The organism is Micromonospora sp. NBC_00330, assembly GCF_036136635.1.
Classification (GTDB): domain Bacteria; phylum Actinomycetota; class Actinomycetes; order Mycobacteriales; family Micromonosporaceae; genus Micromonospora; species Micromonospora salmantinae.
Genome location: NZ_CP108012.1, coordinates 3,988,616 through 4,007,122 on the forward strand (window position 1 = coordinate 3,988,616; position 18,507 = coordinate 4,007,122).

At 71.0% G+C, this 18,507-nt stretch carries 19 protein-coding genes and 1 pseudogene; 11 read left to right on the plus strand and 9 right to left on the minus strand.

Annotated elements, in window-relative coordinates; translation table 11 throughout:
• Window positions 1–4: 4 nt before the first annotated feature.
• The gene (locus tag OG598_RS17840) at window positions 5–1,366 is read right to left on the minus strand and encodes a serine hydrolase domain-containing protein (RefSeq protein ID WP_328650236.1); all 1,362 of its coding nucleotides are present in this window, start codon (window positions 1,364–1,366) and stop codon (window positions 5–7) included.
• Window positions 1,367–1,484: 118 nt separating this feature from the next.
• Between OG598_RS17840 and OG598_RS17845 the strand changes: the two genes are divergently transcribed.
• The gene (locus tag OG598_RS17845; RefSeq protein ID WP_328650237.1) at window positions 1,485–2,354 is read left to right on the plus strand and encodes a fructosamine kinase family protein; all 870 of its coding nucleotides are present in this window, start codon (window positions 1,485–1,487) and stop codon (window positions 2,352–2,354) included.
• Window positions 2,355–2,417: 63 nt separating this feature from the next.
• Window positions 2,418–3,668 (plus strand): MFS transporter, encoded by a 1,251-nt coding sequence (locus tag OG598_RS17850; RefSeq protein ID WP_328650238.1) that lies wholly within the window; start codon window positions 2,418–2,420, stop codon window positions 3,666–3,668.
• 51 nt (window positions 3,669–3,719) lie between these two features.
• On the opposite strand, the pseudogene OG598_RS17855 reads toward OG598_RS17850, so the two are convergent.
• A pseudogene (locus tag OG598_RS17855) lies at window positions 3,720–4,847 on the minus strand (MFS transporter); the annotation flags it as partial.
• A 108-nt stretch (window positions 4,848–4,955) separates the two neighbouring features.
• On the opposite strand from OG598_RS17855, the gene OG598_RS17860 reads away from it, so the two are divergent.
• Window positions 4,956–5,798 carry a LysR family transcriptional regulator gene (locus tag OG598_RS17860; protein ID WP_328650239.1) on the plus strand — a complete coding sequence of 281 codons (843 nt, stop codon included), beginning with the start codon at window positions 4,956–4,958 and terminating at the stop codon, window positions 5,796–5,798.
• Window positions 5,799–5,826: 28 nt separating this feature from the next.
• Here OG598_RS17860 and OG598_RS17865 read toward each other — a convergent pair whose 3' ends face one another.
• Entirely contained in the window at window positions 5,827–6,282 is a 456-nt protein-coding gene (locus tag OG598_RS17865; RefSeq protein ID WP_328650240.1) for a hypothetical protein, read from the minus strand.
• Window positions 6,279–6,680 (minus strand): DUF6069 family protein, encoded by a 402-nt coding sequence (locus OG598_RS17870; RefSeq protein ID WP_328650241.1) that lies wholly within the window; start codon window positions 6,678–6,680, stop codon window positions 6,279–6,281. Before OG598_RS17870 ends, OG598_RS17865 begins: the two co-directional genes overlap by 4 nt.
• Before the next feature lie 131 nt (window positions 6,681–6,811).
• Here OG598_RS17870 and OG598_RS17875 point away from each other — a divergent pair, with 131 nt between their 5' ends.
• Both OG598_RS17875 and OG598_RS17880 read left to right on the plus strand, forming a co-directional pair.
• Window positions 6,812–7,972 (plus strand): sensor histidine kinase, encoded by a 1,161-nt coding sequence (locus OG598_RS17875; protein WP_328650242.1) that lies wholly within the window; start codon window positions 6,812–6,814, stop codon window positions 7,970–7,972.
• Entirely contained in the window at window positions 7,960–8,622 is a 663-nt protein-coding gene (locus OG598_RS17880; protein WP_328650243.1) for a response regulator transcription factor, read from the plus strand. Before OG598_RS17875 ends, OG598_RS17880 begins: the two co-directional genes overlap by 13 nt.
• Window positions 8,623–8,635: 13 nt before the next feature.
• Here OG598_RS17880 and OG598_RS17885 read toward each other — a convergent pair whose 3' ends face one another.
• Together OG598_RS17885 and OG598_RS17890 are read right to left on the minus strand one after the other, a co-directional pair.
• Complete coding sequence (locus OG598_RS17885; protein WP_328650244.1) at window positions 8,636–9,109, minus strand: VTT domain-containing protein; 474 nt, start codon at window positions 9,107–9,109, stop codon at window positions 8,636–8,638.
• Complete coding sequence (locus tag OG598_RS17890) at window positions 9,106–9,699, minus strand: CDP-alcohol phosphatidyltransferase family protein (RefSeq protein ID WP_328650245.1); 594 nt, start codon at window positions 9,697–9,699, stop codon at window positions 9,106–9,108. Before OG598_RS17890 ends, OG598_RS17885 begins: the two co-directional genes overlap by 4 nt.
• A gap of 138 nt (window positions 9,700–9,837) precedes the next feature.
• Between OG598_RS17890 and OG598_RS17895 the strand changes: the two genes are divergently transcribed.
• Window positions 9,838–10,944, plus strand: coding sequence for a sensor histidine kinase (locus OG598_RS17895; protein ID WP_328650246.1), 1,107 nt, complete (start codon window positions 9,838–9,840; stop codon window positions 10,942–10,944).
• Complete coding sequence (locus tag OG598_RS17900; protein WP_328650247.1) at window positions 10,941–11,588, plus strand: response regulator transcription factor; 648 nt, start codon at window positions 10,941–10,943, stop codon at window positions 11,586–11,588. The genes OG598_RS17895 and OG598_RS17900 overlap by 4 nt, the downstream gene beginning before the upstream one ends.
• Before the next feature lies 1 nt (window position 11,589).
• On the opposite strand, the gene OG598_RS17905 is transcribed toward OG598_RS17900, so the two are convergent.
• Window positions 11,590–12,141 carry a hypothetical protein gene (locus tag OG598_RS17905; RefSeq protein WP_328650248.1) on the minus strand — a complete coding sequence of 184 codons (552 nt, stop codon included), beginning with the start codon at window positions 12,139–12,141 and terminating at the stop codon, window positions 11,590–11,592.
• Between the two features lie 134 nt (window positions 12,142–12,275).
• Between OG598_RS17905 and OG598_RS17910 the strand changes: the two genes are divergently transcribed.
• From OG598_RS17910 to OG598_RS17925, 4 genes are all read left to right on the plus strand, one after another.
• Window positions 12,276–13,139 carry a TIGR03620 family F420-dependent LLM class oxidoreductase gene (locus OG598_RS17910; protein ID WP_328650249.1) on the plus strand — a complete coding sequence of 288 codons (864 nt, stop codon included), beginning with the start codon at window positions 12,276–12,278 and terminating at the stop codon, window positions 13,137–13,139.
• A 26-nt stretch (window positions 13,140–13,165) separates the two neighbouring features.
• The gene (locus OG598_RS17915; protein ID WP_328650250.1) at window positions 13,166–13,669 is read left to right on the plus strand and encodes an O-acetyl-ADP-ribose deacetylase; all 504 of its coding nucleotides are present in this window, start codon (window positions 13,166–13,168) and stop codon (window positions 13,667–13,669) included.
• A gap of 186 nt (window positions 13,670–13,855) precedes the next feature.
• The gene (locus tag OG598_RS17920; protein ID WP_328650251.1) at window positions 13,856–15,151 is read left to right on the plus strand and encodes a GAF domain-containing protein; all 1,296 of its coding nucleotides are present in this window, start codon (window positions 13,856–13,858) and stop codon (window positions 15,149–15,151) included.
• Window positions 15,151–15,753: a hypothetical protein gene (locus OG598_RS17925; RefSeq protein WP_328650252.1), complete on the plus strand. Its 603-nt coding sequence runs from the start codon at window positions 15,151–15,153 to the stop codon at window positions 15,751–15,753. Before OG598_RS17920 ends, OG598_RS17925 begins: the two co-directional genes overlap by 1 nt.
• 324 nt (window positions 15,754–16,077) lie before the next feature.
• On the opposite strand, the gene OG598_RS17930 is transcribed toward OG598_RS17925, so the two are convergent.
• Both OG598_RS17930 and OG598_RS17935 read right to left on the minus strand, forming a co-directional pair.
• Window positions 16,078–17,220: a glycoside hydrolase family 53 protein gene (locus tag OG598_RS17930; protein WP_328650253.1), complete on the minus strand. Its 1,143-nt coding sequence runs from the start codon at window positions 17,218–17,220 to the stop codon at window positions 16,078–16,080.
• Between the two features lies 1 nt (window position 17,221).
• Entirely contained in the window at window positions 17,222–18,406 is a 1,185-nt protein-coding gene (locus tag OG598_RS17935; RefSeq protein WP_328650254.1) for a cellulose binding domain-containing protein, read from the minus strand.
• Window positions 18,407–18,507: the final 101 nt, after the last annotated feature.

The window sequence follows — 18,507 nt, forward strand, 5'->3', positions numbered from 1 at the left end:
CTGGCTACTCCGGTTGCCTGGTTGCTGGCCTCGCGGTCTGCGTGACCCCTTCCTGGCGCAGTTCGAGGACGAGGGGCTGGTCGTCGGTCCGGACGAACCGAACCTCCAGGTCGAGGTCCGGGTGCCGGTAGCGACCGTCCGGGTCCGCCAGGAGGACAACCGGCTGCTGGGTCGAGGCGGCGAAGGTCAAGTGACCCTCGGTGAGGGCGACGTCGATCGGGTAGTCGTCGCGCAGAACGTAGCGGCCCGTGACGTCGGCAGGCGGCGCGGCGGTGACTCTGGTGGTGGCGTAACGACGGTCCGCTGCGGCGCGGATGCTGACCAGCAGCTCCCAGCCATCCTCTGAGTTGGTCATCGCCGCTACCGCGGCGCCGCTGTCGGGCCACACGTAGGAGAAGCAGGTATAGCCGACGTTCAACCCGGTGTGTCCGAAACGCCGACGCTCGGCGCGGTCGTCGAGTTCGGTGCCGAGCCCGTAGCTGTCGGCAGGGATCTGCGGTGTGCACATCTGGGTGGCCAGGTCGCGGTCGAGCAGCTTCGAACGTCCCGAGACGGCTCGGGCGATTTCGAGGTCGAGCCGGAGCAGGTCGGTCGGGGTGCTCCACAGTCCGGCGGCGGCCAGCTCCGGTTGCGTTCGCCAGCCGCCAGGAATCCTGGTACCGCCACCGTGGTGGCCATGCGCCACCTGATCCGGTCGCTGGTGGGGAAAACGCTGGTCGAAGCTGCTGTCCGCCATGGCCAGCGGTTCCAGCACCAGAGTTCGCAGGAGGTCCTCGAACGGGGTTCCGGTCGCGTCCACCATCAGCTGCTGGAGCACCGAATAGTGGCTGCCCGAATACCGAAAGCGGCTACCAGGTAACACTGTCGGCCGAACCGGTGGCGTGGTCGTCGTGCCGCTGCCTTCCAGGACCTGCAACAGCGACGGGGCGCGATCCGCGGGGTAGCCCCGGTACCAGGTGTCGGACAGTCCAGCGGTGTGCGCCAGCAACTGTCGTACCGTGATTCCCTGCTGGCCGTCCCGGCCGGGCAGGTGCCACGAGGTGAGGTACTCGGCGATGTCGGCGTCGAGATCGAGGACACCGGCCTGGACCAGTCGTAGCGCGCCGAACGCCGCGACATGCTTACTGATCGAACAGGCCGCGAAGGCGGTGCTCGCGGTCACCGGAGTCGACGTCCCGACCGCCATGACGCCAAACCCGGCCGCCCACACCTGCCCGCTCACGTCGCCGACGGCGATGCTGACCCCCGGCACGTCGTAGCTGCTCATCAGCTCGGGCAACGCCGCCGTGTCCGGTGAGAGCCGCCCGGACGACACCTGCCGGTCAAGCTCGCCCAGCAGCGAGACCCAGTCCTGAGGCTTATCCACGACGTCGATTCTCGACCGCGCCGACCGGTGGATCAACTCCCCTCAGCGCCGGCAGGGCGAGCCGTGACCAGCCACATAGGATCGGATGACCTCGCACGCCGGACCTGAGGAGCGTCCCGTGACCCTGCTGGAGCGTCTGCACCTGGCCGGCATGCGCGAGGTCGTCACGGTGCAGCCAGTGACCGGCGGGCTCGCGGCTCTCGCGGGCATCGCCACCCGCCGGGATGCCCCGCCGGTGTTCGTCAAGGGCTTCGCCGACCCGCCGGCCGACGACGTCTTCGTCGCCGAGGCCGAAGGACTGGCCGCACTGCGCGAGTTGGGCGGTGTGGCGACACCCGAGGTGATCCTGGCGGATCGGGACGTCCTGGTGTTGTCGGTGTTGCGGGAGAGGCCGCGCAGCGAGGCCTTCTGGGAGCAGGTCGCACACCTGCTCGCCCGCCTGCACCTGAACACGACCCATTCCCGTTTCGGCTGGCACCGGGACAACTGGCTGGGCCGTCGCCGGCAGGTCAACACGTGGAACGACGACGGCTTCGCCTTCTTCGCAGAGCACCGGCTGCTGCGTTGGCTCGACGAGCCCCGCGTCGAGGCGGCGCTCGACGCGGAGGACCGGTCGGCGCTGGAACGGCTCTGCGACCGGCTGCCCGACCTGCTGCCCGAGCGTCCGGCGTGTCTGACGCACGGCGACCTGTGGGCACAGAACGTCCTGGCCACAGCGGACGGAGAGCCGACGCTGATCGACCCGGCCGTGTCGTACCTGTGGGCCGAGGTCGACCTCGCGCACGTGTGGTCCACCTCGCCTCCGCCCGAGGCACGACGGATGTTCGAGGTCTACGCCGAGCTGACCTCGCTCGACGCCGGCTGGGAGGCCCGGATGCCGGTCATCCAACTGCGGCAACACCTCGCCGTGCTGGCCCAGTTCGACGACGACTGGGGCGCGGCCGATCAGATCCGCGCCGTCCTGGCCCCGTTCCGGACGCGATCCTGACCACACGCGCGGAGCGGGGGTCGGGCCCTCCATTACGGTGACCCCTGGAATGGGGGGTGGGCCATGGCACCGGAGGTTTCGCCGCGAAGGGCCAGGGCCGTGCTCGTCACGCTCTCCCTCGCCGCGTTCGCGTTCATCACGACCGAGCTGATGCCCGTCGGTCTGCTGACTCGCATCGCACCCGATCTGGACCGGTCCCGCTCACAGGTGGGTCTGCTGGTCAGTGGGTACGCAGTGGTGGTGGTGCTGGCGTCCGTGCCGCTGACCCGACTGACTCAGCGGGTTCCCCGGCGGCACCTGCTCGGCGTCACGATGCTCCTGTTCGCCGCCGCGAACGCCGCCGCCGCGCTCGCGCCGACGTACGCCGTGCTGGCCGGCACCCGCCTGGTGACCGCCCTCGCCCAGGCGCTGTTCTGGTCCGTCGCCACGGCGACGGTGATCGGGCCGTTCCCGGTCGCGGTGCGCGGTCGGGCGGTGGCGCTGTTCGCGACCGGGGCGACGCTCGCCCCGGTGCTCGGCGTACCCCTCGGCACCTGGCTCGGGCAGCAAGCCGGCTGGCGCGCGGCGTTCGCCGTGCTGGCCGGGATCGGTGTGGCGATCGCCGCCGCGGTGCTGCTCCTTCTCCCCTCCTATCCCCCGGCCGCCGGCGGCGCCGCCCGGGGCAGCGCACCGGACGGCCGGCGCTTTGCCGTCCTGCTGATCGCCACCGCCCTCGGCATCGGCGGCTTCATGACCCTGCAGACCTATGTGACTCCGTTCCTGCTCGACGTCAGCGGCTTCGCCGACGCGGTGCTGGCGCCGCTGCTGTTCGTCTCCGGCGCGGCCGGCGTCGTCGGCACCCTGGTCGCGGCCCGGACTTTGGACACCCGACCGATCGCTTCGCTGCTGGCACCGCTGGCCATCGGCACAGGCTCGCTGCTCGGGCTGTACGCGCTCGGCGCGCTCAAGCCGGGCGTGGTCGTGCTCCTCGCCGGGATCGGCCTCGCGTACGCGGCGTTCGGCTCCGCCGTGCAGAACCGGATGCTGCAACTGGCCCCGGGCAGCACCGACATCGCGTCGGCCGGGGTCAGCACCGCCTTCAACGCGGGCATCGCCGGCGGATCACTGCTCGGCGGTGCCCTCCTGCCCACCTCGGGGGCACGCCCGCTGGCACTCGCGGGCGGGCTGCTGGCGCTGGCCGCCCTCGCGCTGCTCGCCGTGGACTCGCGTCGCGGCCGCGTCGTCGCGCCGGAGCCGACCGTCGCCAGCCCTCCAGCTACGCGCCGGTCCGGCTCGCCTGCTGTCGGAAAACCTTCCGGTACGCGCCGGGCGTGACGCCGAGGAGTTGTGCGAACCGAGATCGGACGTTGCTCGACTCGTTCCCGCCGTCCGCGCGGGTGAGCGGCGGGACAGCAGATATCCGGTGCCCGCGGCGGCGAGGCCGGCAAGGCCGGCCGTCGCGAAACCGCCCGCCGGCACGGAGCTGTCGACCGCCACGCCGACGAGCGGGGATCCGAGCGCGAAACCGGCGCTCTGCGCCGACGATTGCAGACCCGTCACCTCGCCGCGCACACCGGGCGGCGCCAGGCGGCTCACCGCGTCGGCAACCGTGCCGAGGGTCGGCGCGGTGAGTAGTCCGCTGCCGACGACGGCCACACACAGCCACTGCCAGTCGTGGGCGAGCCCGGCGGGAATCGTCACGAGCCCGAGCAGGGCGAGCAGCAGCCAGGTGGGCAGTGGCCGGGTCAGCGCGCCGTAGACCAGCCCGCCGATGACCGACGACACGCCGAACACCACGACGACCACGGCGGCCCAGGAGACCTGACCTGCCTCCCGCAGCGTGGCGACGATGGCGAGGTCGACGCCGCTGAGCAGTGTCGTCGTTCCGAACGCCATCGTCAGCGCGGCGATCATCCTGGCGTCCAGCCACTGCTGGCGTGGGGGTCGTTCCGCAGCGGCGGCGTCCGCCTCGTCCTGGGCGTGCATCGGTGGGTTGAGCACTGCGATGCCGACGCCGCCGGCCAGGATCGCGGCGCCGACCCCCCATGCCACCGCGTCGGGGGACACCGTCGCCGCGCCCAGGATCACCACCGCCGGCCCCACGACGTACGACAGTTCGCCCTGCACCGATTCCAGCGCGAACGCGGCCCGGCGCTGCGGCGCCGTCGTCATCGCGGCGATCGCCTGTCTGCTCACCGCCTGGGCCGGCACCATCAACAAACCCGCGACGAAGCTGGCGACCAGCAGCAGCCCGTACGGCAGGACCGGCACGCCCAGCCAGAACACGACCTGCGCGGTGACCGTCACCAGCAGGACGAGACGCAGGCCCCGTGAGTCGATCATGCGGCCGAGCAGCGGGCCGCCCAGCGCCACTCCGGCGGTCAGGGCCGCCGCGACCCCACCGGCTGCCGCGTAGCTCAGCTCCAGGCCGAGGACGACGAAGAGGGTCAGCGCCATCACGTCGGCCGTTATCGCGGTGCGGGCGAGCAACGAGACGCCCAGCAGCGGTGCCATCCCTGGCACGGCGAGCACCTGCCGGTAGCTGGTCACCCGGTTGACGCTAGTTCCGCCCGCACGCCATAAGAAGACACCATTTCGTTGAGGCTGGCATAATGGTTGCTTATGGCCAGGGATCTGGAGACCGCCCTGCTGCGGTCGTTCGTCGCCGCCGTGCGGGAGGGCAGCATCAGCCGTGCCGCGACAGCTCTCGGGCAGACCCAGCCCGGTCTCAGCCAGCAACTACGCAAGCTCGAGAGCGTCGTCGGTCGTCCGCTGCTGCACCGGTCGTCGTCCGGTGTCTCGCCGACCCGGACGGGCGAAGAGCTCCTGCCGTACGCCGAACGCATCCTCTCGCTCTCCGCACAGGCGCTCACCGAGACCGGACGCGCGCTCACCGGCCACTGTGGCGTCGGGTTGCTCGAAGACCTCGCCGCGTCCCACCTTCCGCAGGCCCTCGCCGACCTCGCCCGGCTGCACCCCGGCGCGACGCTGGAGGTGCTCAGCTGCTCCAACGCCGCCATGCGGGAGGCCTACGACGCGGGCCGCGTCCAACTCGTGCTCGACGCGGTACCGGACATCCCAGGGCCGCCGCGCTGGACGGTGCGCGCCCCGCTGGTCTGGGCGACCGGGCAGGGTGTGGACGTGAGCGCCGATCCGCTGCCGGTGGTGCTCTTCTCCAACCCGTGCTCCTGGCGTACGTCGGTGCTGGACGCGCTGGAGCGTGCCGATCGGCGTTGGCGGGTGGCCTTCGAGAGCAACAGCCTGGTCGGGGTGCTCGCCGCGGTACGGGCCGGGCTCGGCGTGGCGGCGCTCATGCCCGCGAACCTCGAACCGGTCATGATCTGCCGCGACACGGATGCCCTACCCGTCCTGCCGGACGTCGAGTTCGGTCTCGCCCGGCACCCACGGACCGAGGGTGATCCGCTGATCGACGCCGTGGAGACGGTGCTCCGTCGCATCGTCTGAGCACGCGTCCTCGTCGTCTGGCCGGCGGTCACCCACTGCCCGCGCTGACGACCGCCATCACGATCAGGGTGCGCCGCCGCCGCTGACTCATCAGCGCGAAACAGGCGGTGAGCACCACCAACTCCAGCTCGGCCCACTCGCCGGTGACGTCGACACGGATCGGCCCGCCGCGTCGGCCGGGGAGGCGCACCGCGAGGCGGTGCCCGTCGCGTACCAGCTCACCCCCGCAGCGGCCGGGTGCCCAGTGGGCCACCCCGCCGGGGCCCGGCACGTGCGATCGGCCCGGGTCGAGCCGCACCGGTACGCCGTGCTCGCCCCGGGCGGCGAACCCGATGCGGCGGCGGTCGGTCGGTGCGACAGTCCAGCGGCCGGTGCCGGTGCGGATCTCGCCGCACCGCCAGGTCCAGCCGGTACGCAGCGAAGCGTGCGCCCCGGAGTCGAGGACGAAGCTCCCGTCCTGTTTGCGTACGGTCAGCGTGGTCATCGGCCCGCCCCTTCCGGACGAGACCGGGGCAGGCCGAGGATGAGGATGACGCCGACGCTCAGGTGCAGCAGCGCGAGGGTCGCCTTCGCTCCCCCGCCGACGCCACTCGGCGGCCCGACCACGAGCGAGAGCAGCAGGACGGCGACCGCGATCGAGGTCCACCAGACGCGGGAGCGGTTGATGCGGCGTTCCAGCACCGCGAGCAGCGCCCAGCCGGCCAGTGCCGCGACAGCGGTGGCCACGATGACAGCGGCCACCGTGATCTGCCGGGTCGAGTCCCCCGACGTGACCGCCAGGTCGACGCCGGCCGCCGAGTGCAGGAGCGCGAACTCGACCACCGCCACCACTATCGCGCCGGCCGCCACCGCGGCCCGTCCCAGGAGAAGGTTGTTCGTCATGGTCCGAGTCTGTGGACCGGGCCGGGTCGGCCGCGTCGGTCCAGACGCCACGGCGGGTACGTCCGCTGGCGGCTCGGCGTACTACCAAAGGAGGTGGTCCGGCCGGCCGCGATCCCAGTAGCGTGCGGCATGTGGATGCGGCGACGTGCGAGGTCAAGCCACCGCGGACGTGGCGTTCCGTCCCGGTGGTCGTGACGACAGTGGCGATCGGCGTCCTCGTCGCGACCATGCTGTGGTCCGCCACCCGGTCCAGCTCCGCCGGCCTGGTCGGCGTCGACGTCGCGCTGGCGGTGGGCGCCCTGGCCCTCGTACCGGTGGTCGTCCGCCGCCCGCAGGTCGGTGGCGTGCTGGCCGGCCTGCTCGTCGCGCTGTCTCCGGTGGCCACGCCGGTGGCCAGCTTCGCGGTGCTGTTCATCGCCCGCAACAGACCGTTTCGGCAGGCGGCGGCGGTGGCGGCGGTCGGCGTGGCGGGCGAGGCGGTGCAGGCGCTCTGGCGGCCGGTGCCCAGCCTGCCGTACGGGTGGCGGCTGGTGCTGATGACGATCGCCTACGCGGCCCTGCTCGGCTGGGGCACCTGGGCGCAGGCACGGAACGCCCTGCTGGCGGCGCTGCGGGACCGGGCCCGACGGGCCGAGCAGGAGCAGGAACGACGGGTCGACGAGGCGCGGGCGGCGGAGCGCAGCCGGATCGCGCGGGAGATGCACGACGTGTTGGCCCACCGGCTGTCCCTGCTGGCGGCGGCCGCCGGGGCGATGGAGTACCGGCCGGACGCGCCGCCCGAGCGGCTCAGCGCCGCCGCCGGGGTGATCCGGGCCAGCGCACACCACGCCCTCGACGAGCTGCGCGAGGTCATCACCCTGCTGCGCAGCGACGACACCGAGTCGCCGACCGACGCACCGCCCGGTCAGACCCTCGCCGACCTGCCGCGCCTGGTGGACGAGGCGCGGGCCGCCGGGCAACAGATCGACGTCGACGACCCGCTCGGCCCGCCGGTCGAGATCCCCCCGACGGTTGGCCGCACCGCGTACCGGATCGCGCAGGAGGCACTGACCAACGCCCGCAAGCACGCCGCCGGTCAGCCGGTCCGGCTGGTGCTCGGCGGCGCGCCCGGCTCCGGCCTGAGCATCGCGGTGAGCAACCCGACCACGCCCGACGGCGGTGCCACCGGGAGCGCCGGTACCGGCCTGATCGGCCTCGCCGAACGGGCTGCGCTCACCGGCGGTCGGGTCGCCCACCATGTCGACGCCGCGGGCCGGTTCCACCTCACCGCGTGGCTGCCGTGGCCGACGTGACAGGTCCGATCCGGGTCGTCATCGTCGACGACGATCCCCTCGTACGGGGGATGCTCACGCTGATGCTCGACGGTGCCGACGGGATCGTGGTGGTGGGCGAGGCCGCCGACGGCGCCACGGCGATCACGGCGGTGGATCGGCACCTGCCCGACGTGGTGCTGATGGACATCAGGATGCCCGGCGTCAACGGCATCACCGCCACCGAGCGCCTGCGCCGCCGCCACCGGCCACCCGAGATCATCGTGCTCACCACGTTCGACACGGACGAGCACGTGATGCGAGCCCTCCGAGCCGGCGCGAGCGGCTTCCTGCTCAAGGACACCCCGCCCGAGCAGATCAGCCAGGCGGTCCGCGCGGTGGCGGCCGGCAACCCGATGCTGTCTCCGGGCGTGACGCGCCGCCTCATGCAACGGGTCGCGTCGGGGGCCGAGTCCTACGAGCAGGCGCACGAGCGGTTGGCACTGCTCACGCCCCGGGAACGCGACGTCGTGCTGGCCATCGCGCAGGGGCGCTCCAACGCCGAGATCGCCGGCGAGCTGCTGATGAGCGTGACGACTGTGAAGGCCCACGTCTCGCACATCCTGACCAAGCTGGATCTCGACAACCGCACCCAGATCGCCCTGCTCGCCCACGACGGCCGGCTCCTCTGACGGGAAGCCGGGGTCAGGCCAGCACCGCCGGCAGGACGAGCACTGCGAAACGGATCACCCGCCCGGAGAGACAGGCGACGGCGAACTCCCAGCGTCGAAGGCCCGCGGTGCCGGCGGCGAGGCTGACGACGGCCAACGGTGGAACCCCGACCGCGGCGGAGGCCAGCACTATCGGTAGGGCGGTGCGGCGGCGGGAGAGCCAGCGTCGGATCGGCTCGGTCCACCGCGCGGCCCGAGTCGCCGCGCGCTCTGACTTTCCCCGTCTCGCGAGCTTCTGGGCCAGTCGCCCCGACCCTCGACGCGCCGACTCGAACAGCAGCAGCTTGCCGGCGGTCTGCCCGAGCGCCAGGGCGACCACCACGGCGACGAGAGCGTGGCCGCCGCGTTGCCCGGCGACCACTGCGTAGGCCTCGGCGTTGACGATCGGGACGAGCGCCGAGGCGACACCGTAGCCCAGCGCCACCACGGCCTCGGCGAGGCTGCTCATGCCCGGCCGTCCCGTTCGAGCAGCCGGACCACCGCGGCGACCGACCACAGCTTGACCGCGACGACGGCGACGGCGACGCCCAGCGCGAGCAGGTACTGCCCGAACGCGATGGCGCCGATGACGCCTGCGGTGTTGGCGACCTTGGCCACAGGCGACCAGTTCAACGCCCACACCCGCCGGTCGACCAGGTGGAAGTAGTTGGGGCTGAGCACCGGCCAGCACAGGAACGCCAGCGACAGCATCGTGTCCAGCACCAGGAACGAGAGCAGGAAGACCACTGCCACGACCGCGACGTCGGGCACGAGGGAGACCAGGCCCACGCAGAGTACGGCGGTGCACGCGCGGTCGCTCACGATGTCGAAGACGGCCCCGGCGCGGGTCTCCTGTCCGAGCCGGCGGGCGGCCCAGCCGTCGAGCACGTCACCGAGCCAGTAGATACCGTACGATACCGCCATCAATGCCACCGAGCCGGAGACGAGGGCCACGATACCGACGGTGACAGCGGCGACCGTGCGAACGGCGGTGATGTAGTTGGGAACCGTACGAAGCGGGCCGACGGTGATGGCGGCGCGGGAGTCGACGAGAGTCACCCCCGCAGAGTCGTCCGGCGGGCGTCTTCGCGGAACGTGCCGCGGTGCCGATCTGGTTCCCACTGTGGTACCGGGGTGCCGGCCGATCCGGTACCTGGGTACTGGCCGGTCTTCCGGCTGGTCGCGGAGACTGTGCGGGTGAGGACTGGAATCCGCGAACGGTTGCGCGACCCCGAGCGAGTGCGCCGGCTCGCGTACGGTGCGGTTGGTTTGATCATCGCCGCCGTGGTCACCACCGTCGAAGACGGCGTGTCCGTGCCGGCGGGCTGGGCGTGGCTGGTGCTGCCGGTCGGCCTCGGGGCCACGGCGCTGCGCCCCCGCTACCGAACCCTGGTCTTCGCGGTCTGCGCGGGGTTCGTGGCGATCGTGAGCACCGGCGAGTCGGTGCAGTTGGGCCTCGCGGCCGCCGGCCTGGTGTTCGTCTCGGTCTGCGAGGATCCGGCCCGACACCCGTGGCTGGGGTGGGTGGGTGGCCTGATCGGCGCTACCGGCGCTCTCACCACCGCGCTGGTCAACGAGCGAGGGGTGTACGAGCAGCCGTTCTTCTTCGTGACGGCCGGCTACCTCCTGGCGATCCTGTTGCGATCCTGGTCCCGCGGCCAAGCCCTGACCCGGGAGACGGACGACCTGCGCGGCCAGGCCGCCTGGCTGGAACAGCGCACCAACCTGGCCCGTGAGCTGCATGACGTGGTCGGCCACCACGTCACCGCGATGGTGGTGCAGGCCGAGGCGGGCCAGCTCAGTGACGACCCGGGGGCGGCGCTGCGGGCGATCGCGGGCAGTGGCCGCACCGCACTGAGCGAGCTGGACACGCTCGTCGTGCATCTGCGCGATCCGGACGCGTCGATAGCGGTGAGCGCCCCGCCGCGCCTGTCGGACATCGACGAGCTGCTCGCCCAGCCGCTGCGCCAACGGGGCGTGACAGTGCGGGTCCAGGTGGACCCCGAGCCGGGCCTGGACGAGATCGGCGTGTTGACCGCGTACCGCATCGCCCAGGAGGCCCTCACCAACATCGCCCGCCACGCGAAGGCCACGGCGGCCTGGGTCGAACTGGCCCGCGTCGGCGACCACGCCCGCCTACGGATCAGCGACGACGGCGTCGGGCCGCCCCGCGCACCCACGAGCGGCTCGGGCCTGCTCGGCATCGGGGAGCGCGTCGCCGCGCGCGGCGGGAGCTGGGAGCTGAGCCAGCGCCCCGGCGGCGGCACAGTGGTGCAGGCGAACCTGCCGGTGGCGACCAAATGATCCGCGTCGCTATCGCCGACGACCAGGAGCTGGTCCGGGACGGCTTCAGCCTGATCCTGCGGTCCCAACCCGACATCCAGGTCGCGGCCGAGGCGGCCGATGGCAGGCAGCTCCTCGACGCCGTACGCCGCGACTCCCGCATCGACGTCGCCCTCGTCGACATTCGCATGCCGGTGCTCGACGGCCTGCAGGCCACCCGCGAGCTGGCCACGATCCCGCACGCCCCGGCGGTCATCGTCGTCACCACCTTCGACGACGACGCCTACGTCCTGGACGCCATCGCCGCCGGCGCGCGCGGGTTCCTGCTCAAGAGGTCCAGCGCCCGTGACCTGATCGCCGCGGTGCGCACCGTCGCGGCCGGCGAGGCGGTCCTCTCCGCCGAGGTCACCGGCGCCGTCCTCGAACGGGTCCGCGCGACCGGGCCGGCCACCCGCGTGGAGTTGGCGGCCTACCAGCTCACCGCTCGGGAGACCGACGTGCTCGCCCTGATCGGCGCCGGACTCAACAACAACGAGATCGCCGAACGCCTCTACCTGTCCATGAGCACCGTCAAGACCCACGTCACAAACGTGCTGGCCAAGACCGGCAGCCGCGACCGCGTACGAGCCGCCATCCTGGCGATCCAGGCCGGCCTCACACCGTGAGTCAGGAATCGGCGCGTACCAGCCGGCGCTGCGGGCTGGCCTGCCAACCCCCGAACAGCCCCCTCGCCACGAATGCGACGAAGAGGGCCGACGCGCTGGTCAGCACCACTGCCACCGGAGCGACGTGCTCCGCCTGCCACTCGACATCGCCCGCCGTGATGGCCGTCTGGTCGATGCCGAAGACATCGAACCAGGGCAGCAGCGAGGCTGGATACCACAACGGTGCGTATGAGTACGGCAGGCCGACACCACCGTTGAGCGTCCAATAACCGGCCCCGTCGTAGATCAACGCACTGTCGACGACGACCGCCACATCGCAGGCAACCAGGGCCGCCACGCACAGCAGCACGATGGCACTCTTGCCGTGCCCCCACCTGGCCAATCCGCTCGACAGGATTGCACCCGTGCCGAGGAGCGCCGCCCAGACGCTGCCGGTGAGCGCCTCGATTGGCAGGTACTCGACACGCAGTCCGTGCGCAAACAGCACAAGCAGGAGCACCGTCGATATCCACATCAGGCTCAGCCGCAAGGGCATCGACCAGGTTGGACCCATGCCGCGAGGCTACCGTGGATCGGCTCGGGTTTCGGCACCACAGACTCTGCCGGCGGCCCTGTCGGCCCGTTCACATTGGGCTTGGGGAGCGCAAGCTGACGCGGTCAGCGGCCGATCGGTCGTAGGGTGGCGGTATGGCACAACGACTCGTCAGCGTGTGGCAACCGTTCTTCCTTGCTAGCGAGAGTCAGGGCGCGGCCATCGACGCCGCGACCGAGTTGGAAGACCTCGGCTACTCACGAATCTGGTTCTCCGGTGGTTTCGGCGAGAACGTCGCCCCCCGTTTCCGGGAGATCCTGGACGGGACCACGCGCATCGGGGTCGCGACCGGGATCGTGAGCATCTGGCACTCGTCGCCGCCCGAGGCGGCGGCGTTCGCCCAGGACGCGGAGCAGGCGCATCCCGGCCGGTTCCTGCTCGGTCTCGGCGCCAGCCACGCGGTGGTGGTGGAAAGTGGCGGCACCGACTATCGCAAGCCGTACTCGCGGATGGTGCAGTACCTCGACGGCCTCGACGCGGCCGGGCTTTCGCCCGAGCGGCGCATCCTTGCCGCACTGGGCCCGCGGATGCTCGAACTCTCCCGCGACCGCTCCGCCGGGGCGCACCCGTACTTCGTCCCTGCCGAGCACACCGCCGAAGCCCGGGCGGCGATCGGGCCCGACCGGCTGCTCGCCCCCGAGGTCGCCGTGGTCCTCGACGCGGACGCCACCACCGCGCGCGCCACCGCCCGCCAGTACACGAGCGGGTACCTCGCCTTGCCGAACTACACCAACAACCTGCGGCGTTTCGGCTGGACCGACGAGGACTTCGCCGACGGCGGCAGTGACCGCCTCGTCGACGCGCTGATCCCGTGGGGCAGCGTCGAGAAGGTGGTGGCCGGGTTGGAGAAGCACTACCAGGCCGGCGCGGACGAGGTGGCGATCCAGGTGCTCAACGGCGGCGACGACAAGGCGTTCCCCGCCGACGCGTTCCGCGCCCTCGCGGCAGCCCTGATCTGACCTCCGACTGGTGGCATCATCGAGCCATGCCTGTGGTCGAAGTTGTTCGTGGCGACATCACCAGCGAGGACGTCGACGCCGTCGTGACCGCGGCGAACGAGTCGCTGTTGGGTGGCGGCGGTGTCGATGGGGCGATCCACAGTGCGGCGGGCCCGCGTCTGGCCCAGGCGGGGGCAGCGCTGGCTCCGTGTGATCCCGGCGATGCGGTTGCCACGCCAGCCTTTGACCTGGATCCACCAATACGTCATGTCATTCACACCGTTGGCCCGGTGTGGGAAGGCGGCGGCTACGGCGAGGCTGACGTCCTGGCGTCGTGCTATCGGCGCAGCCTTGAGGTTGCCGATGAGATTGGCGCTCGCAGCGTCGCCTTCCCCGCCATCGCCACTGGCGTATACGGATTCCCGGCCGACCAGGCAGCGAAGATCGCAATCTCGACCATCAGAGCGACGCCGACAACGGTTGAGCGTGTTCGCCTTGTCGCCTTCGACGACGCCACGTCCGAACTGCTGACTGCGGCGCTTCAGGATTGAGGTTGGTGGCTGTTCGGGCGACGGGTTGCGGTGCCTGGTTGGTGGGTAGGACCTGTAGATCGGGCAGGTGGGTACGCTGCACCGGCGGCGGCCTCAGCCAAGCACCTCCGCACCACGGCCACCCTCACCGCCCGGGTGGCACCACCGGCGATCCCGTATCCGCAGACGAGAGGCGAGACCCACACAATGACCGCCGTACCAGGCCAAGGGTCCACTGCTGCTGCGGATTCGGCGGCTGCCGAGCAAGTAGCGGAGGAGGACCTGCGGGCGTTGTTCGGGCAGTCCATCGCCGTCTTCGCGTCTCTGGCGGGGCCATCGCACCTGGTGGAGACGGCGAACCCGGCGTTCTTCGCCACCATCGGCCAAGAGCGGGCCCGCGTCGGGGTGGCGATCGCCGAGCTGATGCCCGAACTGGCCGGTCAGGGATTCATCGCGCTCCTGGACCAGGTCTTCCGCACGGGTGAGCCGTACACCGGCCGTGACGTCCGGATCATGCTGGGCAGCGGCCCGCAGGCGCGGGAGGCGTTCTTCGACTTCACCTACGAGCCGCGTCGGGACGCCGACGGCAACGTGACCGGCATCCGTGTGCTCGGTGTGGAGACCACGCAGGTCAAGCATGCCCAACGGCTGATGGCCGAACACCGTGCCCTGCTGGAGCAGATCGCCCGCCAGGCACCCCTGACCGAGGTGCTCGACGGAATGGCCCGCTGTATCGAGAACCTCGCACCGCAGGAGGTCCTCGTCTCCGTCCTGCTCGCCGATCCCGACGCCAGGCACCTGCGCCACGGCGCCGCACCGAGCCTGCCCGACTTCTACAACCAGGCCATCGACGGCATCGCGACCGGCGAAGGTGTCGGCTCGTGCGGCACCGCCGCCCACCGTCGGGAACCAGTCATCGTCACCGACATCGCCACCGATCCGTTCTGGGACGACTTCCGGGACCTGGCCGACCAGGCCGGATTGGCGGCCTGCTGGTCCACGCCGATCCTGGCTCGCGACGGCGGCCTGTTGGGCACCTTCGCGATGTATCACCGCACCCCGCGCGTCCCGCAGGACACCGACCTCGCCCTCACCCGGCTCTTCGCCGGCACCGCAGCCCTGGCCATCGAACGCCACCACATCGAGCAGGCGAAGCTCGCCGCCGAGGCACGCGCCAAGTCGGCCAATGACGAGTTGGCCAAGGTGCTGCGCGTCGAGCGGGAACTGCGCGCCGAGGCCGAGCAGCGCGCCGCCGCCGCCGCGGAACTCGCCACCCAGATGCGTGCCGCCGCGGCCGCGCAGGCCGCCACGCCCCACCCCGAGCACTGCCAGCTCGGCGGCGCCGCCGGGTGCACAGCGCCAGCCGAGGTCAAGATCGCCGATTCGTGGGGTGACGCGGCGTGGGGCTGCCCCGCCCACGTCGAAGAGGCCATCCTCAACGTACGGTCGGTGTTCATCGCCAGCGAGGAACTCGGCGGCCTGACCGCCTACCTCAACCGCTGATGGCTCCCGATGCAGCGCTCGGCTTTGGCTACAAGCTTGATTGGCTCGCCATACGTGACCGGGACGCAGAGGCTGTCGCGGCCGCGCTGAACCTCAGCCGTCCCACTCCCGCCAACTGGCGTGATGCGGTCACCGCTGCGTATGACGACCAGGGCCAGTGGCTGCTCACGCCGCCGCTTGACCGATGGACGCTCGCCGCTTCGAGGGACGTTCCCGCACCCGAAGGCGACCGATTCGCCCCTTGGCTGGCAGCGCTTAGCCAGTTGCTCGGTGAGGTGCAGTACTTCGGCACTCATCGCGTCGTCGAATATCACGGGTGGGGGCGCGCCAGGGGCGGCATGGTGGAACGAGCATTCGCCTACCTCGGCGAGCGCGGCGAGGTGCTGTTTGACGTCGGCGAACGCACGCTGGAGGAGCAAGCACTCGGAGTCGGGACCGTCTCCGACGAGGACGAGCCTTGGGACGACGATGACGAGACTTCGCCGTGGCCAGATGAGGAAACCGTGCTCACGCTCGCTGGTCAGTGGAGTATCGACCCACGGACGTTGGAGAGCGCCATTGTCCCCGGGCATCCGTGGATCGCGTCAGCTCGATCGGGATAGCCAGAGAGCGAGCGCGTACCCCTGTCACCCAGCAGGAGACGCACCCGGCAACGTCCCGGCCTTCAACTTCTACAACCGCACCTCCTGCAACGCCGAGATCACCTGGTCCTACAACTACCTCGGGACACAGCGTTCCGGCACGATCTGCGCTCGTCCCGGCGGCGGGGACCTGTATGTGCCCATGTTCGCGGCGAAGGTGAGTTGGCAGACGCGCACCTGCTGATCCCGCCCGGCTCCCGATAGTGGTTCGGCGACGGATCCTGGCCGCTGCCAGAGCAGCCCTTGGCAGAGGCCAGGAACCGTCGCCGCGCGTCCGGCGCGGGTTCAGGGCGTCCAGCGTACGCCGGGGTTCACCCGCCCGGACCAGTCGAAGACGGCCATGTTGTCCCACTGGTTTCCGGTGCCGTTGATGTTGGCCGGGTCCCAGCCGTTGCCGCGGACGGCGTACCAGGTCGGTTCCCAGTAGAAGACACCGATGGCGCCCGCGTTGCGGGCGGTGTTCTGCACCCAGTCGAACTCCTGGGCCTGCCCGGACCAGGTCGCGCTGATGCCGTCACAGGTCGCGTCGCCGATGGCGTTCGGCTCGCTGTCCGCGTTGTTCCGGGTGAAGGGGTACGCGGTCTCCACGATCACCACCGGCTTGCCGTAGCGCCCGCGCAGGTCGACGATGTTGTTGTAGAGGTTCGCCAGGGTGCCGTGCCACATGCAGTAGTACGACTGGGCGGTGATGTCCCACTGCACACCCTGGGCGCGGATGCCGTCGTAGAACCATCGGGCGTTGGCGTTGCTGTCCACGTTTGCGGTATGGATCATCACCGGGATGCTGCTGCCGCACGCCTTGGTCGCGTTGTAGCCCTGCTTCAGCAGACCGGCCAGCGGGGCGAAGTCGTTGTTGACGACCTTGCCCTCGTTCCACAGCATCCCGACGTTGATCTCGTTGCCGATCTGCACGCTGTCGGGTGGCGTGCCCTGCCCCCGCAGGCTGGCGCAGACGTCGTAGGTGAAGGTGTAGACGTCGGTACGCAGTTGGCTCAGGCTGTGGCCGGCCCAGGCGGCCGGCTTGTACTGCTTGCCCGGGTCGGCCCAGGTGTCGGAGTAGTGGAAGTCGATGAGCACCTTGAGGCCCTTCGCCCTGGCTGCCCTCGCCTGGCCCAACACCGCGCTCTTGTTGTTGTAGCCGCTGATCGGGTTGTTCCAGACGCGCAACCGGACGTAGTTGACGCCGACGGACTTCAAGATGTCCAGCGGGTCGCGGGCGACCCCGCCGGCGTCGTAGTACTTGGCACCGAGATCCAGGCTGCGCTGCAACGAGGAGACGTCGGCACCCCGCATGGTGAGCGTGTTCGCTGCGGAGACAGGCGCGGGCGCACCGGCGAGCGTGGTGGCGACGACGAGGAGGCCGGTCGCGACGGCCCCGAGCAGGGCCCTCTGGCGGCGGCGGTCAGGTGTGACCGAATGTGTGCCCACCTCAGCCCACCGTGCAGGATGCGCCGTTCAGCGAGAAGCCGGTCGGCGGCGTGTCGCTGACACTCCACCGCCCCTGGACGCCGAAGGTCGCGGAGCCGTTGGGCGCGAGGACGCGGTTCCAGTCGACGTTACGAGCGGTCACTGTGGTCCCGGTCTGGCCGATCGTGGCGTTCCACCCCGAGGTGACCTGCTGGTCTCCCGGGAAGCTGAAGGTGACGGCCCAGCCGTCGATCGGGGCCGCCCCGACGTTGTGGACCGTCGCCGTGGCCACGAAGCCGCCCTGCCATTCGGACTGGTTCCGGTAGGTCACCCGGCAGGTCGAGGGCGGCGGGGGCGTCGGAGTGGTCGTCGTCGTGGGCAGAGTGACGGTGTTCGACGCGATCGACACGTTGCCCACCGCGTCCCGGGCCCGCACGTAGTACAGGTTCCGCAGCGGCGTCGAAGCAGGTAGGTCCGTCGTGAACGTCGTACCCGGCACTGTGGCGACCAGTTGCGAGGTGAACCAGCCGTCGAACCGGTAGACGTTGTACCCGAGCACGCCGACGTCGTCCGTCGACGGCGACCAGGACAACGTGCCGGTCGAGGCGGTCACCTCGCCGACGGTCAGGTTCTGCGGCGCGGTCGGCGGGGTGGTGTCCGGGCCGGTGTCCGTCACCGGTGTGACCACTGTCAGCGCGTTCGACCAGTTCGAGCGTTGACCGAGGCTGTCCCGGGCGATCAATCGGAACGTGTACTGCTGGCCCGCCCCAAGGTGGCCGGTGATCGTGGTGCTGGTGACGGCCCCGACGCTGGCGCTGAAGACGATGTCGCCGAACTCCTGGTAGTACGTGATGTCGTACCCGGCGATGTCGCAGCAGTCGGACGTGGCGGCCGTCCAGGTGAGGGTGACCGACGCGGTACGGACCTCGCTGGCGGTCAGGTTCGTGGGCGCACTCGGCAGGACGGGCGAGGTGCTCGGCGTACTGGACGGCTTTGGCGGCGTGGTCCCGGCCGGCGCCGCGACGGACACCGCGGCCCCGCCGGGCGCCGGGGCAACCCGCGGGTACGCGGCGGGCGTCACGGTGCCGGCGTCGGCCGCCGGTGCGACGCTCAGAGCGGTGCCGAGCACCGCCGTCGACAGCACGACGGCGGTCAGCAGACCCGGCCGCAGACGGCGGAGCAGCGAGGACGAGCGAACGCCTGTCATACGTCGACGATGCAGCAACAAATCGATGATCGCCAACGTGTCTCACGCCTCGGCCGGCAACCGGCCCGGCTCATGCCCGACTTCTTACCGAACCATGACGT